This is a genomic window from Bacillus sp. SRL543 (genome assembly GCF_984799205.1).
Genome location: NZ_OZ481794.1, coordinates 2,510,502 through 2,526,509, shown reverse-complemented (window position 1 = coordinate 2,526,509; position 16,008 = coordinate 2,510,502). Strand labels below are relative to the sequence as shown.

The 16,008-nt window shown below is 43.9% G+C and carries 16 protein-coding genes and 1 riboswitch; of the genes, 11 read left to right on the top strand and 5 right to left on the bottom strand.

Going from position 1 to position 16,008, the window contains the following annotated elements; all coding sequences use genetic code 11:
- Positions 1 to 333: 333 nt before the first annotated feature.
- From AC4E8B_RS12720 to AC4E8B_RS12695, 6 genes are all read left to right on the top strand, one after another.
- Complete coding sequence (locus tag AC4E8B_RS12720; RefSeq protein WP_490213760.1) at positions 334 to 894, top strand: RNA polymerase sigma factor; 561 nt, start codon at positions 334 to 336, stop codon at positions 892 to 894.
- Positions 891 to 1,622, top strand: a complete 732-nt coding sequence (locus AC4E8B_RS12715; protein WP_490213759.1) for an anti-sigma factor — start codon at positions 891 to 893, stop codon at positions 1,620 to 1,622. The genes AC4E8B_RS12720 and AC4E8B_RS12715 overlap by 4 nt, the downstream gene beginning before the upstream one ends.
- A gap of 233 nt (positions 1,623 to 1,855) precedes the next feature.
- On the top strand, positions 1,856 to 3,199 hold the full coding sequence (locus AC4E8B_RS12710) for a copper amine oxidase (protein ID WP_490213758.1): 1,344 nt from the start codon (positions 1,856 to 1,858) through the stop codon (positions 3,197 to 3,199).
- Positions 3,200 to 3,284: 85 nt separating this feature from the next.
- Positions 3,285 to 4,208, top strand: coding sequence for a class F sortase (locus AC4E8B_RS12705; protein ID WP_490213757.1), 924 nt, complete (start codon positions 3,285 to 3,287; stop codon positions 4,206 to 4,208).
- A 126-nt stretch (positions 4,209 to 4,334) separates the two neighbouring features.
- Positions 4,335 to 5,057 (top strand): CBS domain-containing protein, encoded by a 723-nt coding sequence (locus tag AC4E8B_RS12700; RefSeq protein WP_490213756.1) that lies wholly within the window; start codon positions 4,335 to 4,337, stop codon positions 5,055 to 5,057.
- Positions 5,058 to 5,225: 168 nt separating this feature from the next.
- The gene (locus tag AC4E8B_RS12695; protein ID WP_490213755.1) at positions 5,226 to 5,837 is read left to right on the top strand and encodes a lysophospholipid acyltransferase family protein; all 612 of its coding nucleotides are present in this window, start codon (positions 5,226 to 5,228) and stop codon (positions 5,835 to 5,837) included.
- Positions 5,838 to 5,852: 15 nt separating this feature from the next.
- Here the strand turns inward: AC4E8B_RS12695 and AC4E8B_RS12690 are convergent, their stop codons facing one another.
- Positions 5,853 to 6,638, bottom strand: a complete 786-nt coding sequence (locus AC4E8B_RS12690) for an HAD family hydrolase (protein ID WP_490213754.1) — start codon at positions 6,636 to 6,638, stop codon at positions 5,853 to 5,855.
- A gap of 687 nt (positions 6,639 to 7,325) precedes the next feature.
- Positions 7,326 to 7,368, top strand: a riboswitch (PreQ1 riboswitch).
- A 50-nt stretch (positions 7,369 to 7,418) separates the two neighbouring features.
- Between AC4E8B_RS12690 and queC the strand changes: the two genes are divergently transcribed.
- Genes queC through queE form a run of 3 tightly spaced genes read left to right on the top strand, consistent with a single transcriptional unit; the run spans position 7,419 to position 9,268 of the window.
- Positions 7,419 to 8,075 (top strand): 7-cyano-7-deazaguanine synthase QueC, encoded by a 657-nt coding sequence (gene queC / locus AC4E8B_RS12685; RefSeq protein ID WP_490213753.1) that lies wholly within the window; start codon positions 7,419 to 7,421, stop codon positions 8,073 to 8,075.
- Positions 8,068 to 8,550 (top strand): 6-carboxytetrahydropterin synthase QueD, encoded by a 483-nt coding sequence (gene queD, locus AC4E8B_RS12680; RefSeq protein WP_490219652.1) that lies wholly within the window; start codon positions 8,068 to 8,070, stop codon positions 8,548 to 8,550. The genes queC and queD overlap by 8 nt, the downstream gene beginning before the upstream one ends.
- Positions 8,543 to 9,268 carry a 7-carboxy-7-deazaguanine synthase QueE gene (gene queE, locus AC4E8B_RS12675; protein ID WP_490213752.1) on the top strand — a complete coding sequence of 242 codons (726 nt, stop codon included), beginning with the start codon at positions 8,543 to 8,545 and terminating at the stop codon, positions 9,266 to 9,268. Before queD ends, queE begins: the two co-directional genes overlap by 8 nt.
- 223 nt (positions 9,269 to 9,491) lie before the next feature.
- Here queE and AC4E8B_RS12670 read toward each other — a convergent pair whose 3' ends face one another.
- Complete coding sequence (locus AC4E8B_RS12670; RefSeq protein ID WP_490213751.1) at positions 9,492 to 10,136, bottom strand: SDR family oxidoreductase; 645 nt, start codon at positions 10,134 to 10,136, stop codon at positions 9,492 to 9,494.
- A 286-nt stretch (positions 10,137 to 10,422) separates the two neighbouring features.
- Between AC4E8B_RS12670 and AC4E8B_RS12665 the strand changes: the two genes are divergently transcribed.
- On the top strand, positions 10,423 to 10,833 hold the full coding sequence (locus tag AC4E8B_RS12665) for a hypothetical protein (protein ID WP_490213750.1): 411 nt from the start codon (positions 10,423 to 10,425) through the stop codon (positions 10,831 to 10,833).
- A 36-nt stretch (positions 10,834 to 10,869) separates the two neighbouring features.
- On the opposite strand, the gene AC4E8B_RS12660 is transcribed toward AC4E8B_RS12665, so the two are convergent.
- Positions 10,870 to 12,132, bottom strand: a complete 1,263-nt coding sequence (locus AC4E8B_RS12660; protein ID WP_490213749.1) for an ATP-binding protein — start codon at positions 12,130 to 12,132, stop codon at positions 10,870 to 10,872.
- 125 nt (positions 12,133 to 12,257) lie between these two features.
- On the opposite strand from AC4E8B_RS12660, the gene def reads away from it, so the two are divergent.
- On the top strand, positions 12,258 to 12,836 hold the full coding sequence (def, locus tag AC4E8B_RS12655; protein WP_490213748.1) for a peptide deformylase: 579 nt from the start codon (positions 12,258 to 12,260) through the stop codon (positions 12,834 to 12,836).
- A 349-nt stretch (positions 12,837 to 13,185) separates the two neighbouring features.
- Here the strand turns inward: def and AC4E8B_RS12650 are convergent, their stop codons facing one another.
- Positions 13,186 to 14,925, bottom strand: a complete 1,740-nt coding sequence (locus tag AC4E8B_RS12650) for an AAA family ATPase (RefSeq protein ID WP_490213747.1) — start codon at positions 14,923 to 14,925, stop codon at positions 13,186 to 13,188.
- A gap of 107 nt (positions 14,926 to 15,032) precedes the next feature.
- On the bottom strand, positions 15,033 to 15,959 hold the full coding sequence (locus AC4E8B_RS12645) for a DMT family transporter (RefSeq protein ID WP_490213746.1): 927 nt from the start codon (positions 15,957 to 15,959) through the stop codon (positions 15,033 to 15,035).
- Positions 15,960 to 16,008: the final 49 nt, after the last annotated feature.

Sequence of the window (16,008 nt, the reverse complement as noted above, 5' to 3'; positions counted from 1 at the left end):
CCATCCGCATCCCTCCTTTTCATGTCTGGCAGATATCTGTACTGCCGGGAAAAGACTGCACTCACATCTTAAACAGTATATTCAATTGCCTGAAGCCTAAAACCTTTGTGCCGAAAAATAAAATAGAATACAGAATTGCCTGCATTTATTATATCGCTATCAGCTGAATATTCACACTATTTTGCGTAGCAATGAATCTGAATAATCATGTCAATAACTGATCCATTTCCCTTTTATATTCGTTTTAGTATAGAGCGGGCAGATAGAATTTACTTCCTGCACAGCACTTTCCGTTATAATAATAGAGCTAACCTGTAAAGAAGGAGGAATACGATGAGCAGAAGTAATGACAGCTTGCTTTATGAAAAGATACTTCGTAAAGATAAGCAGGCGCTTGAGGATCTGTATGACAAATACGAGAAAATTCTTTTCTCATTCTTATACAAAATGACAGAAGACAGAGATTTGTCAGAGGAAGCCCTCCAGGAAGTGTTTTTAAAGATCTGGCGAGGCAAGGGACATTATACCGAAGACAAAGGCAAATTCAGTTCATGGTTATTTACAATGGCGCGCAATACAGCGATTGACATCATCCGGAAAAGGGATAAAGGTCCTGTTACTCTCGAAGAAATTCAGCCGGCCGCCAGCCTGGAAAGCTCGGCGGAAGAACAGACAGAGTGGAAAGAAGAAAAAATGAAGGTACATAGTGCTGTCTCAAAACTGTCTGAAGATCAAAAAGGGATCATCGACCTTATCTATTTTAAAGGTTTTACACAGCAGAAAATCTCTGAATCATACAATATTCCACTGGGAACTGTCAAAAGCAGGGTCAGGCTTGCCCTGAAAAATCTCCGGAAATTTCTTGATGCCACTGAAGGGAGGGAGAAGGCATGAACAAAGATTATTGCGAACTATCAATAGACTATTTTAATGGCACACTGACACAGAAAGAAAAACAGGCTTTCGAACAGCATCTGCTGACTTGTGAAGAATGCAGGGCAGAACAGGAGGATTTAAAAATGCTATCCGGCCATCTTCCCTTCCTCTCAGAGGATACCCAGCCTCCTAAGGGGATGAAAGACCGTATTTTAAAAGAAGTATTCAAAGATGAAGAAAAACAGAGGGAAGCTATTGCAGAGAAAATTCATGAGCCAGCAAAATTTATAGCAAAACCGCAAAGAAAATGGCAGATGACAGCATTGGCAGCTGCACTGCTTCTATCAGTCATTGGAAATGGCTATGCAATTATGAAGCTCTCCGAGAAAGAGCCTGCGCAAAGGATCGAAGAAAAAATCTCTTCTATTGCCCTTAAGCCTGGAGAAAACTTCGACGGCAATGCTGAAGCCTATCTTATTCGGGAGAACAACGGCTTGAAAGTAATTGTCAATGCAGGCGGGCTTGAACAGACTGAAGGCGAACAAGTATACCAGGTGTGGCTGATAAAAGGCGGCAATCCGGTACCGGCAGGCTCGTTTGTCCCCGACAGCACCAGCAAAGGTGCAGCCTTCTATCATGCAGCAGACACGAGCAGTGAAAACTGGGATACCATAGCAATAACACTGGAGCCAAAACCGGGCAACTCCCTTCCTGAGGGGCAGATCGTATTGAGCTCGGAACTATAGAAATGACAGGCCGGCTTTCCCAATAGGAAGCCGGCTTTTTTTTATGCCGTTGGGCCTTAGAGCATGCGGCTCTGTTGATGGAAATCAAGTGTAATTGATTCTATTAAAACACACTGAATGTTTTCAAAATGAAAAATATTAAAAAATGTATATATATTGTGATCCAAATGAAAATTTACTGCGTTTAGTAGATGTAATCAAAAAATAAAATGACGAAAAGGAGAGTGCATCACATGAACTTAAAACAAAACCTGAAAAAAATGATTGTTCCTGTACTGGGGCTTTCACTTCTATTTCCTTCTGCAGGATCTGCTGCAGAACAGACACCAACGGTAAAAACACCAGCCGCCGATCTAAGGGCAACCCTGGATCAGCTTTTATCCGAGCATTATGTACTTGCGGTTTCATCTATGACCAAATCATTTGAAGGTGCCAAGGATGCGGAAGCACTAACAAACGCGCTGGACCAGAATGCACTCGACATGACACCTGCAATTGCCTCGATATATGGTGAGGAAGGAGCTGCTGGGTTTGAAAGGATTTTCCGCGGACATAACGGCTATGCAGACACCTTCGTGCAAGCAGCAAAGAAAAATGATGAAGCTGCCAGACAGGAAGCAGAAAAAGAAGTTGACGAATTTGTTGATGAATTTTCCACCTTCCTAGGCAAGGCAACAGAAGGGAAGCTGCCGGCAGAAGCCGCTGCAGAAGCAGTCAGCCTCCACGAAGACCAAGTCATTGAAACCTTTGATCATTATGTTGAGGGTGAATACGAGGAAGCATACAAAAGCTTCCGTGAAGGGTATAAGCATATGTTCTCCATCAGCAAAGCACTTTCATCAGCCATCACAGCTCAAATGCCGGAAAAGTTTGCAAATTCTTCTTCTGACACGCCAGCGGCCGATCTGAGGTCAGCCCTTAATAGCCTAGCTTCCGAACACTTTGCGTTGGCAGTCATGGGAATGGAAAAAGGATACGCTCAGTCAGAGGATTATGATTTCATCACTTGGGCAGAAAATGCCAACACTGCAGACTTCAAGGCAGCTATAGGCAGCATTTACGGTGATGCAGGGGCACAGCAATTTGAAAAAATATGGCAGACTGATCACATTAATTCCCAGGGCAAAATAGCGGCAGCTGAGCTTGAAGGAGATAAAGAAGCTGCCAAAGCAGCAAGGGCCCAGCTTGACCAATTTGCAAAAGATTTCGGCGAATTTCTCGGTGCGGCAACAGAAGGCAATCTTCCTGCAGCTGATGCTGAAGCAGCTGTAAAAGCACATGAAAACCAGGTCCTCATGGCTTTTGACCAATATAAAGCTGGGAATTATGAGGAGTCAGCAGGAACTTTCCGTGAAGGATTTGCTGCTATGTTCACGATTGGGGAAGTACTCGGAAATGCAATTGTCACTCAGATGCCTGAGAAATTTGCAGGAACGGCCATGCCGGAATCAATGCCTAAAACAGGCTTCGGAGGAGCAAGCAATCCTGTGGATTCGGCTTCGGTTCTGTGGATTGCACTTGGTGCGATGCTTGCAGCCGGAGGAGTATATTCTTTCAGAAGAAAAGCAGTAAAATAATTGCAATAAAATAATTGCAGCAAAATTGGGAAGGGGATTGGTCTCTTCCGGGTTTTGATTAACAGCAGGGCAGGGAGGCGGAGTCATGAAAAAACCAGCTTTATTGCTTGCCGGCAGCCTGATCTGTTTTACAATCGGAGGCTTTAGCAATAAAGACAGCATTGAATGGGAAGATCCCCCGATTATTAAACAAAAGCATGAGCAGTCTATAAAAAAGGCTGAGATTAAAGAAGAATTCCATATTGTTGAAAAGAAAGCTGAAACCAAGGAAATTAAGGATCTGAGAGGAATAGTACCCGTATCATTAAAAATCCCTTCTCTGGGAATAGAGGCCACGGTCGGCAAGGTAGGCGTTCTGGAGAATGGCGCGATGGGGGTTCCCGATGACAACGAATCCGCCGGATGGTTTGAACCGGGAATAAAACCGGGAGAAAAAGGAAGCAGTGTCATAGCTGGACATGTAGACAGTAAAGCAGGACCCGCTGTTTTTTTCTATTTAAAAGATCTTGCAAAAGGTGATCAAGTGATTGTAACAGCACAGGATGGACTAAGCTATACCTTTGAAGTTCAGGAACTAAAAAGCTATCCTTATGACCGCGCACCCATTAGCGAAGTTTTCGGTCCTTCTGAAGAACGGAGGCTTAACCTGATAACGTGCACAGGCACTTACAATCGGCAAACAAACACACATGAAGAAAGGCTTGTCGTTTACACAGTACTCACATCTGGTCAGGAAGATAGAGCAGAGACCGGCGAAGAACTGCCAGCGCCAGATCATGTAAAAATAAGCGGGGGTCTGCTTACCTGGCATGCAGTCAGAAGCGGTGATATTTCCGGATACCGCATATACAGCAGCACCGAAAATGGAGACTTCATCCATGCAGCCAGTGTTTCAGCTCATGAAAGAAAGAGCATAGCTATTGACGATGAACAAGCATTATCCTACTATATTACAGCAGTCAGCTCAACCGGCAAAGAATCAAAACCATCTGAGATTATCACAAATTAGCATCCTTTAAGTATATTTCTTAAGAGTATGTTAATCAGGAAATCCCATACTTTCGTATAGAATGTTAGCTTTTCAGCGAATCAGGGAATAGATAAACGAAGTATTTTATTCCTGGGAGAGATTATAATGGCAGAAACAGCAGAGAAAAACCTGTCTGAGCGCTTTGAAGCCGCGTTCAATCGCATTCACAAAGCATTGAAGCAATCAGTTAAAAACGCGCGCACCGACAAATTCCATAAGCTGGTCGATTTGGGGAAAAGCCATTCACTTGTAAGAAGTTACGAGGTTGATCTTTTTCAATTCGCCAAGCTGAGAAATGCAATCGTCCATGAAAAAATAGACCTCGGCTATTATATTGCAGAGCCGCATCTGGAAACTGTGGAAAAGATCGAAAAGATCGCCGATTATTTTGAGAAACCTAAAACAGCACTCTCTGTAGCAGCTAAGCCGGTCTTTTATTTTTATGAAGAGGGGAAGCTTTCAGATGTGCTTTCCGTCATCAATAGTTTCTCGCATTCACAATTCCCGATTTATAACGAAAAAGAAGAATACAGCTGGCTCCTTACTTCAGCAGAAATCGTCAAATGGATGTCTGAGCATTTTTCCGAGGATTCTGTCAGCCTGAAGGAAGTGAAAATCAAGGAACTTTATAACAGGAAATTCAAGCATCAAATCGCCTTTGCTCCAGCCGATTTGGATATCTTTGAAATTGAAAATATGTTCGAAAATCACCATGCAAAGAATGAAAAGCTGGAAGGAATCATTGTTACAGAGCATGGCGGCTATAATGAAAAACCGCAAGGCTTCATCACATCCTGGGATCTCCTTGAAGTGGAATCATTTGAATGAGGAAAGGACGGGCTCCTAAACAGCCCGTCCTTTATTTTTGGCTTTGTTCGTGTTCCAGAATCAACAACTATATTTAACACAGCCTTATTTTTATAATTATTAGTACCAGATACTAATAATTGGTGTTAAAATAATGATAAATCATGTCAACGAGGGAGGGGCAGCAGGATGTATAATTTTTTTGCCCGGCTGGCTATTGCGGTTTTTAAATCAAGAGGGAAGTTTATTATAGAAGGCAAGGAAAATCTGCCGGATGAAAAAGGGTATGTGATTGCCTGTACACACAGAAGCTGGGTCGATGTAGTCGCACTGGGTGCAGGAGTTTTTCCGGAGCAGATTCACTTTATGGCCAAAAAAGAACTGTTTGAAAAGAATTTGGCAGGCAGATTTCTAACAAGCATTAATGCTTTTCCTGTTAATAGGGAAAATCCTGGCACAAGCACATTGAAGGTTCCACTCCAGCTTTTGAGAAAAGGGAACACAGTGGGGATCTTCCCATCAGGCACAAGGTCGAGCGAGGAGGCATCCCTGAAGAGGGGGGCTGTCACAATTGCCAGCATGGCAAAGACGGTGATCGTGCCTGCTGCCTTTTATGGACCTGAAACCGTCAAGGCACTGCTGTCAGGCACGCCCATCCTGATTAAAATCGGTCGTCCCATTGATCTGAGCAGCGGCAAAAAAGGTAAGAATGAATTATCAGAAATAACGGTGCAGCTCTCTGAAACGATGCTGGCTTTGGAAGAAGAACTGAAATCCAATAAAATAAACAGCCGGAAATGATTTCCGGCTGCAGATTCAGTTTACTATTCCAAGCTCTTTCAGGCCGTTAAAAATGCCGGAATCTGACACAGTGGTCGTCTTTTTGTCTGCATACTGTAAAAGGTCAGGATGTGCATTGCCCATAGCGATGCCTGTCCCGGCATATTTCAGCATTTCTTTATCATTCATCCCATCGCCAAAAGCGATCGAGGCTTCCCGGGGAATGCCAAGCTCATTCATGACGACCTCCAGGGCATAGCCCTTATTGACTGTATCACGGATCACATCATAACAGTCGCGCATTCCATCTACATTAACCTGAGAAAGATGAATTCCATTACTTTCATAAAGATGCTGGTCTCCTTCTTTAAGAGAAAGGACTGTCATTCCGAGGATCTGATCGAAGTGCTCAGGCTTGATCAGCTCGTTTTTGTGAAGATGGAACTTAGCGAGGAAGTCTTTCATCTTACCGGCATCTTTATCGGTCAATAAGTTTTGTTCACTTGAATAAAGCACTGCTTCATGTTTGTGCTTCTTTGCCGTTTGCAAATATTCTTCAATCACTGGCCGCTCCATCGGCTTATCCAGTATCGTTTTGCCTTTGTGGACAGCAAAGGCCCCATTATATCCGATAAAAGAGGAAATATTCAGTTCTTTGCCGATGTCTGCTATTTCATGCAAAGGCCTGCCGGTGGCAAGGAACACTTCAAGACCTTTTTCTTTTGCCTGTGCGACTGCACGCCTGGTAGATTCCTGTATGGTATCATCAGGACGCAGGATGGTGCCGTCAATATCCAAAAAGATAATTTGATAAGCTGTCATGTTAATACTCCTTGTGGCTGGTTATTTAAAGGGGATTCTAGCACAAAAAAGGGGAGAAATCCATTATTACGGCAGAAAGCAAAAAGCGCCGGCTACTGCCGGCGCTTTTTGCTCTTTACCGGATAATCATATAGCGGCCATAAAACTGCGGACCCTTAGACCGGTAAGCAAAATGGGTCTTTCCCTCAATGCCAAACGATAAACGTGAAGTCGCTGTTAACCGAATCATCGATACCAGTCCCTCCTGATTAGTTTTGGCCCTGCCTCAATAACAGTGAGGCAGGTAATTAAAAGACAAGTACAGTGTTGAAATGGCCGTTAACGAGAAAAAGCGCCAATTCCTTGAATCGGCGCTTTTTCTCAATCCTGCGTAGAGGATCTGTGAAACCTGACATCGGGGCCGAATCGATGTTTACGTATATCGATTCAGGACTAGTGTCCCAATTGACCTGTCTGTAAAGGTTTCCTCTTGTGCAACGCCAAATACCAATCTTGAAGTCGCTGTTCTGCGATCCATCGCTTCCAGTCCCTCCTTTAATATCTTGGCTTGCATTATTTATATACCACGTGCCTCGGGCATCAAACATTTATATTGAGAAAAAGGTAATCAAACTTTTATAGACTCATATATTTGTGGTAAAATGAAATCTGTCATTTCCGACAACTGTATAAAAATCCGTTCCCGAAACGGTAGAGGTTCTAGCTACCCTCTCAAAAAAACTAAGAAAAACAGCACCGCTTTCTTAGTGGTGCTGTTTTTCTGTTAAAGGAGATAAAAACATGAAAAACGAAAAAGCAATTGTCGTCTTCAGCGGCGGCCAGGACAGCACAACCTGCCTTTTTTGGGCAAAGAAGAACTTTAAAGAGGTGGAGGCAGTCACCTTCAATTACGGTCAAAGGCATATTGCTGAGCTTGATTGTGCCAGAAGAATTGCCGCTGATCTAGCTATCCAGCATCATGTGCTTGATATGAGCCTATTAAATCAGCTGGCGCCAAACGCTTTGACAAGGAAGGATATCAAGATAGAGGAGAAGGCGGGAGAGCTTCCTTCAACCTTCGTCCCAGGCCGGAACCTGCTGTTTTTATCTTTTGCAGGCGTGCTTGCCAGCCAGGTTGCAGCCAAGCATATTATAACAGGAGTATGCGAAACAGATTTCAGCGGCTATCCCGACTGCCGCGACCAGTTTGTAAAATCGCTTAATGTTACACTGAATCTTTCAATGGACAGCCAATTTGTCATCCACACACCGCTCATGTGGCTGAATAAGTCGGAAACATGGAAGCTGGCTGACGAGCTGGGGGCGCTTGATTATGTAAGAGAGCAGACACTGACTTGCTATGAGGGCATCATTGCTGACGGCTGCGGGGAATGTCCTGCCTGCAGGCTGCGGAAGCGCGGGCTGGAAGACTATCTTGCTGAAAGGCAGGGTGTCTAATATGTATGGCTTCCGGATTGTCGACAAGCTTCAGAAAATAAATGAAGATATAAAGCAAAACCAGCTAAAATATCATACAAAAAGAGTATTGGTGAGCAAGGAATTCACTTTTGATGCGGCCCACCATCTTCATTGCTATGAAGGCAAATGCAAAAATCTTCACGGACATACCTACAAGGTCATCTTCGGAATCAGCGGGTATGTGGATCAAATTGGCCTTTTAATAGATTTTGGTGATATTAAGGAAATATGGAAAACACAAATTGAAGTTCATCTTGATCATAAATATCTGAATGAAACGCTCCCGCCTATGAACACTACAGCTGAAAATATGGTTGTCTGGATTTATGAGCAAATGTCTGCCTCCCTTAAGGATTACTCGCCTCAGCAGGATGCAAGGATAGAATTTGTGAGACTGTTTGAAACTCCGACCAGCTATGCAGAGGCCAGGAGGGAGTGGATGGAAAATGAGTAAGATTCCAGTCATGGAGATTTTCGGGCCTACCATCCAGGGAGAGGGGATGGTCATCGGCCAGAAGACAATGTTTGTCAGGACCGCCGGCTGCGACTACTCATGCTCATGGTGCGATTCTTCCTTCACATGGGATGGAACAGGCAAAGAACAAATCAGGCAGATGGATGCTGAAGAAATCTGGAATGAGCTTAAAGCAATCGGCGGGGAAGGCTTCTCATTCGTCACGATTTCCGGCGGCAATCCAGCTCTTCTGAAAAATTTAAACGAACTGATTGCCCTTTTGAAAAAAGAAGGGATCAAATTATGCCTGGAAACACAGGGCAGCCGCTGGCAGGACTGGTTTTATTCCATAGATGAGCTGACGATCTCGCCTAAGCCGCCAAGCTCAGGGATGATAACAGATTTCGAAATTCTTGATGATATTTTCGAAAGACTATCAAATCACTTTGCGCACCAGGTGAGCTTAAAAGTGGTTATATTTGATGAAAACGATTTTGAATACAGCAAAAAGGTTATGAAACGATATCCCGGAATTCCATTTTACCTGCAGGCAGGCAATGAAAATCTATCAACTGCAAACAATGATGAATTCCTGAGCGAACAGCTGAAGAAATACAGCTGGCTGATCGAAAAAGCAATGCTTGATGAAGAAATGAAAGAAGTCCGGGTTCTGCCCCAGCTGCATACATTTGTGTGGGGTAATAAAAGGGGAGTATGAAGATATAGGTAATGATGAAAGATACTTGATAATTAAAAATGCCATTGAATCTAAAAATCACAGTCTTGTCTGCTGTAGAATTTATTTTTCCTGTCATACGGTGGTTGATTTCTATAATTTTTGTCAAAACAGATAAAACGGATAGTTTCATTTGTCCTCGATTTATTTCAGTACAAATCCCGAAAAAAGCCAAAAGCAGCAGCCCTGCTTTTGGCTTTCTTGCTTATACCTGCTTCAATGCTTCCTTAACCGGTGTTTTCCCGTTCAGGATCTCAAATGTTTTCTTATAAGTATTCTCAAGGTCAACCGCTTCTGCCAGCACAGCAGCGACATCTTCACGGGTTATCTCTCTTGAGCCGTATTCCTGTATCTTTTCTTCCAGCAGGATTTTTCCCGTCGCAGGCTCATTGAGAAGTCCGCCCGGACGGACGATTGTATAATCCAGCCCTGATGAGCGCAGATGATCGTCAGCCAGTTTCTTAGCCACAAAATAATGCTTCATGGATTCTATACCTGTATCTGGAGTATCTGCATTCATGCTGCTGACAAGAAGAAAACGGCTGATCTTATGCTCTTTTGCCAGATCAATCGTCTTGATTGCACCCCATAGATCGATGAGGATGGTCTTATCTGCACCTGTATGCCCGCCGGAGCCCGCCGTAAATATGACGCAGTCCACTCCTTTGAAAGCATGTGAAAAGTCTTTTTCCAAGTCACCGATGACCACTTCATCAGCTCCAAGCTTCTTCAGGGCATCTGCCTGCTCTTCTTTGCGAACCATGGCAACTGACTTGTGTTCAGTTTCTGCCACTTTTTCAATCAGATGTCTGCCTATTTGTCCATTTGCTCCGACAATCAGGATATTCATGTTTCATTCTCCTTTCCAAGTACACGATTGTATAATAACAATCTACCCTGACAGACCCAAAACATTCCGCCTGGAGCATATCCCTTAACAGGAAATAAGAAATATTTCTCGGGAAAGCGCAGAATCTGACATGAAGGGACTTTTTCCTACCGAAAAACTAAGCATGCTGGCGTATTATGGCGCATCAGCACGAAAGACGACTTATTCGGAGCAGTTTGTTATAATAGGACACATACGAAACTTCATTTTCTATCTTAATGTTTTCGTTTTTGGAGGTGTAAAGTTCATGCTGCAAACAGCCAAAACACTTATAAATGCAGATGAAATAGAAGATATGCTGAAAAAGATGGTGGAAAAAGCGTATTTGGATATCAAGGACGACCCAATGCTGCTCTGTATTGACTGCAGTGATGTAGACCTCTATGTTGCCTCTTCAGGCAATCTGGAATTTGAAGAGCTGGTTAAAGCCAATTTTAAGCTGGATGAATACGGAGACCCAATAGACGATAAAGACTACCAGACATTGATGTGCGAACTTCATGACTGTTTCATTGAGCTTCATAAGTCGAGCGGAATGTTTGACTATTTCCCTGAAGGGGAGTATGAGGTAAAAGGAGAAAAACGGGAATCAGAAACAGATATGCTGGGGCCGAAGGGCGTTTTTTTCGCTCCGTTTGAGGATGCACTGCTCATCTAAAAAAGGAACGCTGCCTTACCGGGCAGGGTCCCTTGATTACAATGGCTGCTTTCCGCTGAATTCTTTTTCAGCCGCAGGGAAAATCAGTATGAATTCAGTCCCTTTATTCATATCGCTGATGATTTTATAGTGACCGTCAAGCCGTTTAATGATATCAAATGAAATAAGCAGCCCCAGGCCGGTGCCTTTGGTTTTTGTTGAATAATAGGGGCGGCCCAGCTGTTTAAGCTGTCCAGGTGAGAGGCCTGATCCCTCATCTTTTATTTTTACGGATACTTCCTTCTGATCCTGCTCTGCGGTGACAATGATAGAACCTCCGTCCGGCATTGATTCCACCCCGTTTTTTATGAGATTGATCAGCAGCTGCTTGAATTCATTTGCATTCCCATAAATATATAAATCATCCTGTATACGGCAGCTGATTTCTGTATCCGATAAAAGGGCAAAAGGCTTGATGAATTCAGCAATTTCCCTTACAAGATCTGTAACCGGCAGCTTCTCCTTTGAGGATATCGAAGGCTTTGCCAGCGAGAGGAAATCTGTGATTATATGATTCGCCCTGTCAAGTTCTTCAAGTGAAGTTGATACATATGATCTCTGGCCGTCAGTCAGGTTTTGTTCATCCTTCATCAGCTGCAGGAATCCTCTGATTGTCGTCATGGGATTTCTGATTTCATGGGCAACAGAGGCTGCAAGCTGGCTGATGGCATTGGATTTGTCTGCTGTTTGAAGCTTCTCAGCCATTTCTGCGTGCAATTTGTACATTTCCATAATATATATGGCAGCACACAAGCTTACAAATGATAAAAGAAAGAAAAGGCCGAGGTTCACAGCATTCTGAATATGCCCAGTCTGCAGGAAATATATCAGCCTGGTAAACGTGATAAAAAAATAAAAAGCAAAAGCAACGCTGTTTTTGCCGAGGATATTCATTGTTTGGTATTTTTTCCGTAAAAACAGCATTGGGATTGAAATGATAAAATAATTGATACAAGTAACATAAAGATTTTCTGCATTAAATAAGGCCATGAATATCAGAAGGGCCGCGATTGACAAGTATCCTCCCAGAGGTCCAAGATAGAAAAAGCAAAAAAATACAGGTATGAATTTCATATCAAATTCAAGGCCATTAGCCATTCTCACAGGAAATGCCAGAGTCAGCATCAAGGAGGCAGCAGCGGCAAAAAACATGAGCCATGCTCTTTTTTCATGCTTTATGCTTATATTGTGCATAAGCGGGATGATCAGCATGATAAAAAAATGAAGAAACAAATTCTCGGCAAATTCCCGCAACATCATCAGCTCCCACTCTAAAAGTCCTATCAAAAATATTATAGCAAATATTATGAAAATTAATAGACAGCATTTAAAGAGCCTGCAAAGGACTCTGCAAAATAAATAAAAAAAATAAAGGAATGGTAGTTATGGACAATCAAGACAGAAAAATGATCAGAATGAAAGACATTGTCAGAGAAGGAGACCCAATTTTACGGCAAAAAACAGCTGAAGTGGAGGTTCCTCTCAGCCAGGAAGACCATGAAATCATGGAAATGATGATGGAATATCTAAAAAACAGCCAGAATCCTGAATTGGCAACAAAATATCAGCTCAGGCCTGGAGTCGGCCTCTCTGCCAACCAAATAGGGGAGGATAAAAAAATGTTTGCTGCCTTATTCAGGGATGAAAAAGGGGAAGTGAACGAGCTGAGGGTTATCAATCCTAAAATCATCAGCCATTCTGCGGCAATGGTCTATCTTCCGGAAGGTGAGGGCTGCCTTTCTGTTGACAGGGAGGTTAAAGGCTATGTTCCCCGCTATGAAAGAATCAAGATTAAATATTCCGATGAAAAAGGGGAGCAGGTGGAAATGCGCCTGAAAGGGATTGCATCTGTCATCGTCCAGCATGAAATAGATCATCTGAACGGCATCATGTTTTATGACCGCATCAACAAAGAAAATCCATTTGAGCTGCCTGACGGTGCAGCAGCTGCAGAGTTGTTTTAATAGAATAAAAGCCACATGTGAAAGGAGCGGCCCGCTCCTTTTTTTCATAGTGGCCTTTCCAGAGAAAAGAATCCAAGCTGTACCGGTGGAAGCAATATGCTGAATGATAGAGATTTGAAGCATGAGTCTCCGCTATTCCGGCGAATTCCTGCTTTGAAAGAGAGCCTCTTCTTACCAAACAAGCCGATATCTATCCACCAGGAACAACGCAATTGGCCGACAAAACCATTTTACACTTTCCTGCACCGCTAGAATGGCTGTTCCAGCCCGCTTTATGAAAAGGCAGGGAAGTTCACTGTATATCAGCAATAAAAAAAACAGCCTGCCAGGCTGCTTTTCCAGTTCAATTCTACACAGGCATAAGGTCGGCTTCCTGTCTTTTCGATGGTTCGCCCACGATGCCCTGCACCTCTGCACCTTCTAGTGTTTCTTTCTTCAGAAGGGCTGCAACCAGGCACTCAAATTCGTATTCATGGGTTTGAATGAGCATTTCTGTTTTCGCTAAAGCCTGCTGGAACAGCTCCTGCATCTTGGCTTCTTTTTCCGCTTTCACAAAGGTCAGGTTGAAACCGTCCTGGAATAAGCCGATTTCCACCATCTGCTCAAGGATATGTTTAGCCTGCTGGACATCGCCGCTGACCCCGATGCTGTGCTCGCCGAGGTACAGCCTTTCCGCCACTCCGCCAGCCAGAATCATGCTGACCTGGTCAAGGAGCTCACTGGAAGTAGACAAATGAAGCTCCTTTGGTATCGGTGCGACATATCCAAGCGCCTGTCCACGCGGTATGATTGTTGCTTTTCTAACTGAACCAGGCTTGGTAATGGCCGCAATCAAGGCATGTCCAGCTTCATGGATGGCAACCCTCTTTTTCGTTTCAGGGTCCTGAAGCGGGCGTGTTGTGCTTCCAAGCACCGTCCGGTCGATGGCAAAATCAAGGTCTTCTTTATCTATCTTTTCTTTTCCGCTGCGGATGGCCCTTCTGCTTGCTGTCTCAAAGAGAGAGCTGATGTCCGCCCCTGAGAAGCCGGAAGTGCTTTCGGCCAGTGCAGGCAGGGAAGCTGCGACATCTTCTGCAAGAAGCTTGCCTTTTGTGTGGATGCTGATGATTTCCTGCCTTCCTTTTGTATCCGGAAGCGGAACAAGGAAAGAGAAGTCAATCCTGCCTGGACGAAGGAATGCATCATCTAGCATATCCTTGCGGTTGGTTGCGGCGATGAAAAGAATGCCGTCATTTGAATGGCCGCCATCAAGCTGGACAAGCAGCTCAGTCAGTGTTTTCTCGCTTTCGTCCCCGCCATGCTGCTTCCTCTTGCCGGCAAGGGCATCAACTTCGTCAATGAAGACGACTGCGGGTGAATGCTTCCGGGCGTTCTGGAATAAGCTCCTGACCCTTGAAGCTCCGACGCCGACGAACATTTCATTGAAAGAAGATCCGCTGGTTGAAAAGAAAGAAGCGCCGATTTCCTTGGCGATCGCCTGCGCCAGCAGCGTCTTGCCTGTGCCTGGAGGGCCGTAAAGCAGGATTCCCTTTGGCGGCTTTACACCAAGCTGGATGGATGCTTCCCTGTCTTTAATGATAGAGAGTGTCTGGAGAATTTCCTCCTTCATTTCATCCTGAAGGCCGCCGATATCATCCAGCGTGATGGATGGAAGAGGCTTTGCCTTGCTGGCGCTGTTTTTCATTGAATTGGCTGTAGATATTCCTTTGCCGGATTTTTGGAGGTAAAGGCCGATCCCGGCAAACAGGATCAGTGTTCCACCCAAAATCCAGAATGTATATGGATTTGCGGAAGAGTAGCTGTACTGGATATTGTAATTTTCGATCAGTTTGGCAACCATCTGGCTGTTTGGAGGCACCTGTGAGACATACTCAGCTGCACCTGCAGTCAAGTGCAGTGTGCCATTTTTCATTTCTTTTAGAATGACATTTTCACTAGGATGATCCTGAATGATATTTTCTATGGAAGAAAAGGGAATGGTAACTTCTTTGCTGCCGGACAGGCTGAACCACAGTGCAGCAGCAGCTATTAGAATGGCCAATGAAATAAGGGGGACAGGTTTCGAAATTTTTTTGAAAGTGGATTTCAACAATTTCCCTCCTAAATGAATCTATCTCCATTATAGGAAAACTTGTTCGGACTGTATAGATTTATCCAAGCGAAAAAACATGTAATTATTGGAAAAAGGTTTCACCGTTATTTTATAGGGTATTTAAAAAGCTTCCTGATAAAGAAGTCGAGGACCGGCTTGTTTACTGCGGATACCCCCAAGATAATTAGAATTCCCCCGATGCTGCTGTGCAGCGGAATTTTCTCGCCGAGAATAAGGATTGCTGCCAGCAATGTAAACAGCGGTTCCAGATACATCATGACCGAAACCTGTGTCGCTTCAAGCACCTCAAGCGCCTTTCCCCAGTACCAGTAGCCCAGGGCCGATACAAATATGCCAAGAAACAGCAGGTGCAGCCATCCGTCCATGGGTAGGGTATACAAAATTTCATACCCGCGATTTCTCAAGAGGAAGGGCAGAGTCGCCAAACAGCCTATCAGGCTTGTCCAAAATGTGATGGCAAGGGAAGAATAGGGAAGTGCAAATTTCTTGGACAAAATGGAATAGACCGCCCAATTGAAGGTGCTGAAAAGCAGGAGAAAATAACCAAGACCAGGCTTGAATTGAAGTGTGCCACCTGTATTTTCCGCCGAAATAGCCAAAACTCCTATTATAGCAATCACCATCCCCCCAACTTTAGGGAGTGAAAGCTTTTCAGATAAAAAAAGGAAGGAAAGCAAACTGGTAAAAACAGGCGTGAAAGAAATCATCCAGCCAGCAGCAGAGGCATCCAGCGTCAGCATTGCAGAAGCCTGTACCATTTGATGAATGAACACACCAAGTACAGAAAGTATAAAAACATGGGCGAAATGCTCTTTTTTTATGTAAAAAGATTCTTTAAATATTGTAAGAAGGCAGCCCAGGAAGATGGCAGCAATCAAAAATCTTAAAGAAACCAGGGCACCCGGGGCCAGATAATCGACCAGCCATTTGACTGATACAAAAGAACACCCCCAGAATGCAATCGCCAAAAGGGCGTACCATAAAGATAGAACGCGATTGACCTGCATCATTCCCACCTCCCAATTGTCTTCTCCTATTTTTATTCAAGTAGAATGGGAA

Excerpts from the sequence above, each read along its gene's own strand:
- AC4E8B_RS12720 (WP_490213760.1), top strand. The coding sequence starts at position 334 with ATGAGCAGAAGTAATGACAGCTTGCTTTATGAAAAGATACTTCGTAAA.
- AC4E8B_RS12715 (WP_490213759.1), top strand. The coding sequence starts at position 891 with ATGAACAAAGATTATTGCGAACTATCAATAGACTATTTTAATGGCACA.
- AC4E8B_RS12710 (WP_490213758.1), top strand. The coding sequence starts at position 1,856 with ATGAACTTAAAACAAAACCTGAAAAAAATGATTGTTCCTGTACTGGGG.
- AC4E8B_RS12705 (WP_490213757.1), top strand. The coding sequence starts at position 3,285 with ATGAAAAAACCAGCTTTATTGCTTGCCGGCAGCCTGATCTGTTTTACA.
- AC4E8B_RS12700 (WP_490213756.1), top strand. The coding sequence starts at position 4,335 with ATGGCAGAAACAGCAGAGAAAAACCTGTCTGAGCGCTTTGAAGCCGCG.
- AC4E8B_RS12695 (WP_490213755.1), top strand. The coding sequence starts at position 5,226 with ATGTATAATTTTTTTGCCCGGCTGGCTATTGCGGTTTTTAAATCAAGA.
- AC4E8B_RS12690 (WP_490213754.1), bottom strand. The coding sequence starts at position 6,638 with ATGACAGCTTATCAAATTATCTTTTTGGATATTGACGGCACCATCCTG.
- queC (WP_490213753.1), top strand. The coding sequence starts at position 7,419 with ATGAAAAACGAAAAAGCAATTGTCGTCTTCAGCGGCGGCCAGGACAGC.
- queE (WP_490213752.1), top strand. The coding sequence starts at position 8,543 with ATGAGTAAGATTCCAGTCATGGAGATTTTCGGGCCTACCATCCAGGGA.
- AC4E8B_RS12670 (WP_490213751.1), bottom strand. The coding sequence starts at position 10,136 with ATGAATATCCTGATTGTCGGAGCAAATGGACAAATAGGCAGACATCTG.
- AC4E8B_RS12665 (WP_490213750.1), top strand. The coding sequence starts at position 10,423 with ATGCTGCAAACAGCCAAAACACTTATAAATGCAGATGAAATAGAAGAT.
- AC4E8B_RS12660 (WP_490213749.1), bottom strand. The coding sequence starts at position 12,132 with ATGATGTTGCGGGAATTTGCCGAGAATTTGTTTCTTCATTTTTTTATC.
- def (WP_490213748.1), top strand. The coding sequence starts at position 12,258 with ATGGACAATCAAGACAGAAAAATGATCAGAATGAAAGACATTGTCAGA.
- AC4E8B_RS12645 (WP_490213746.1), bottom strand. The coding sequence starts at position 15,959 with ATGATGCAGGTCAATCGCGTTCTATCTTTATGGTACGCCCTTTTGGCG.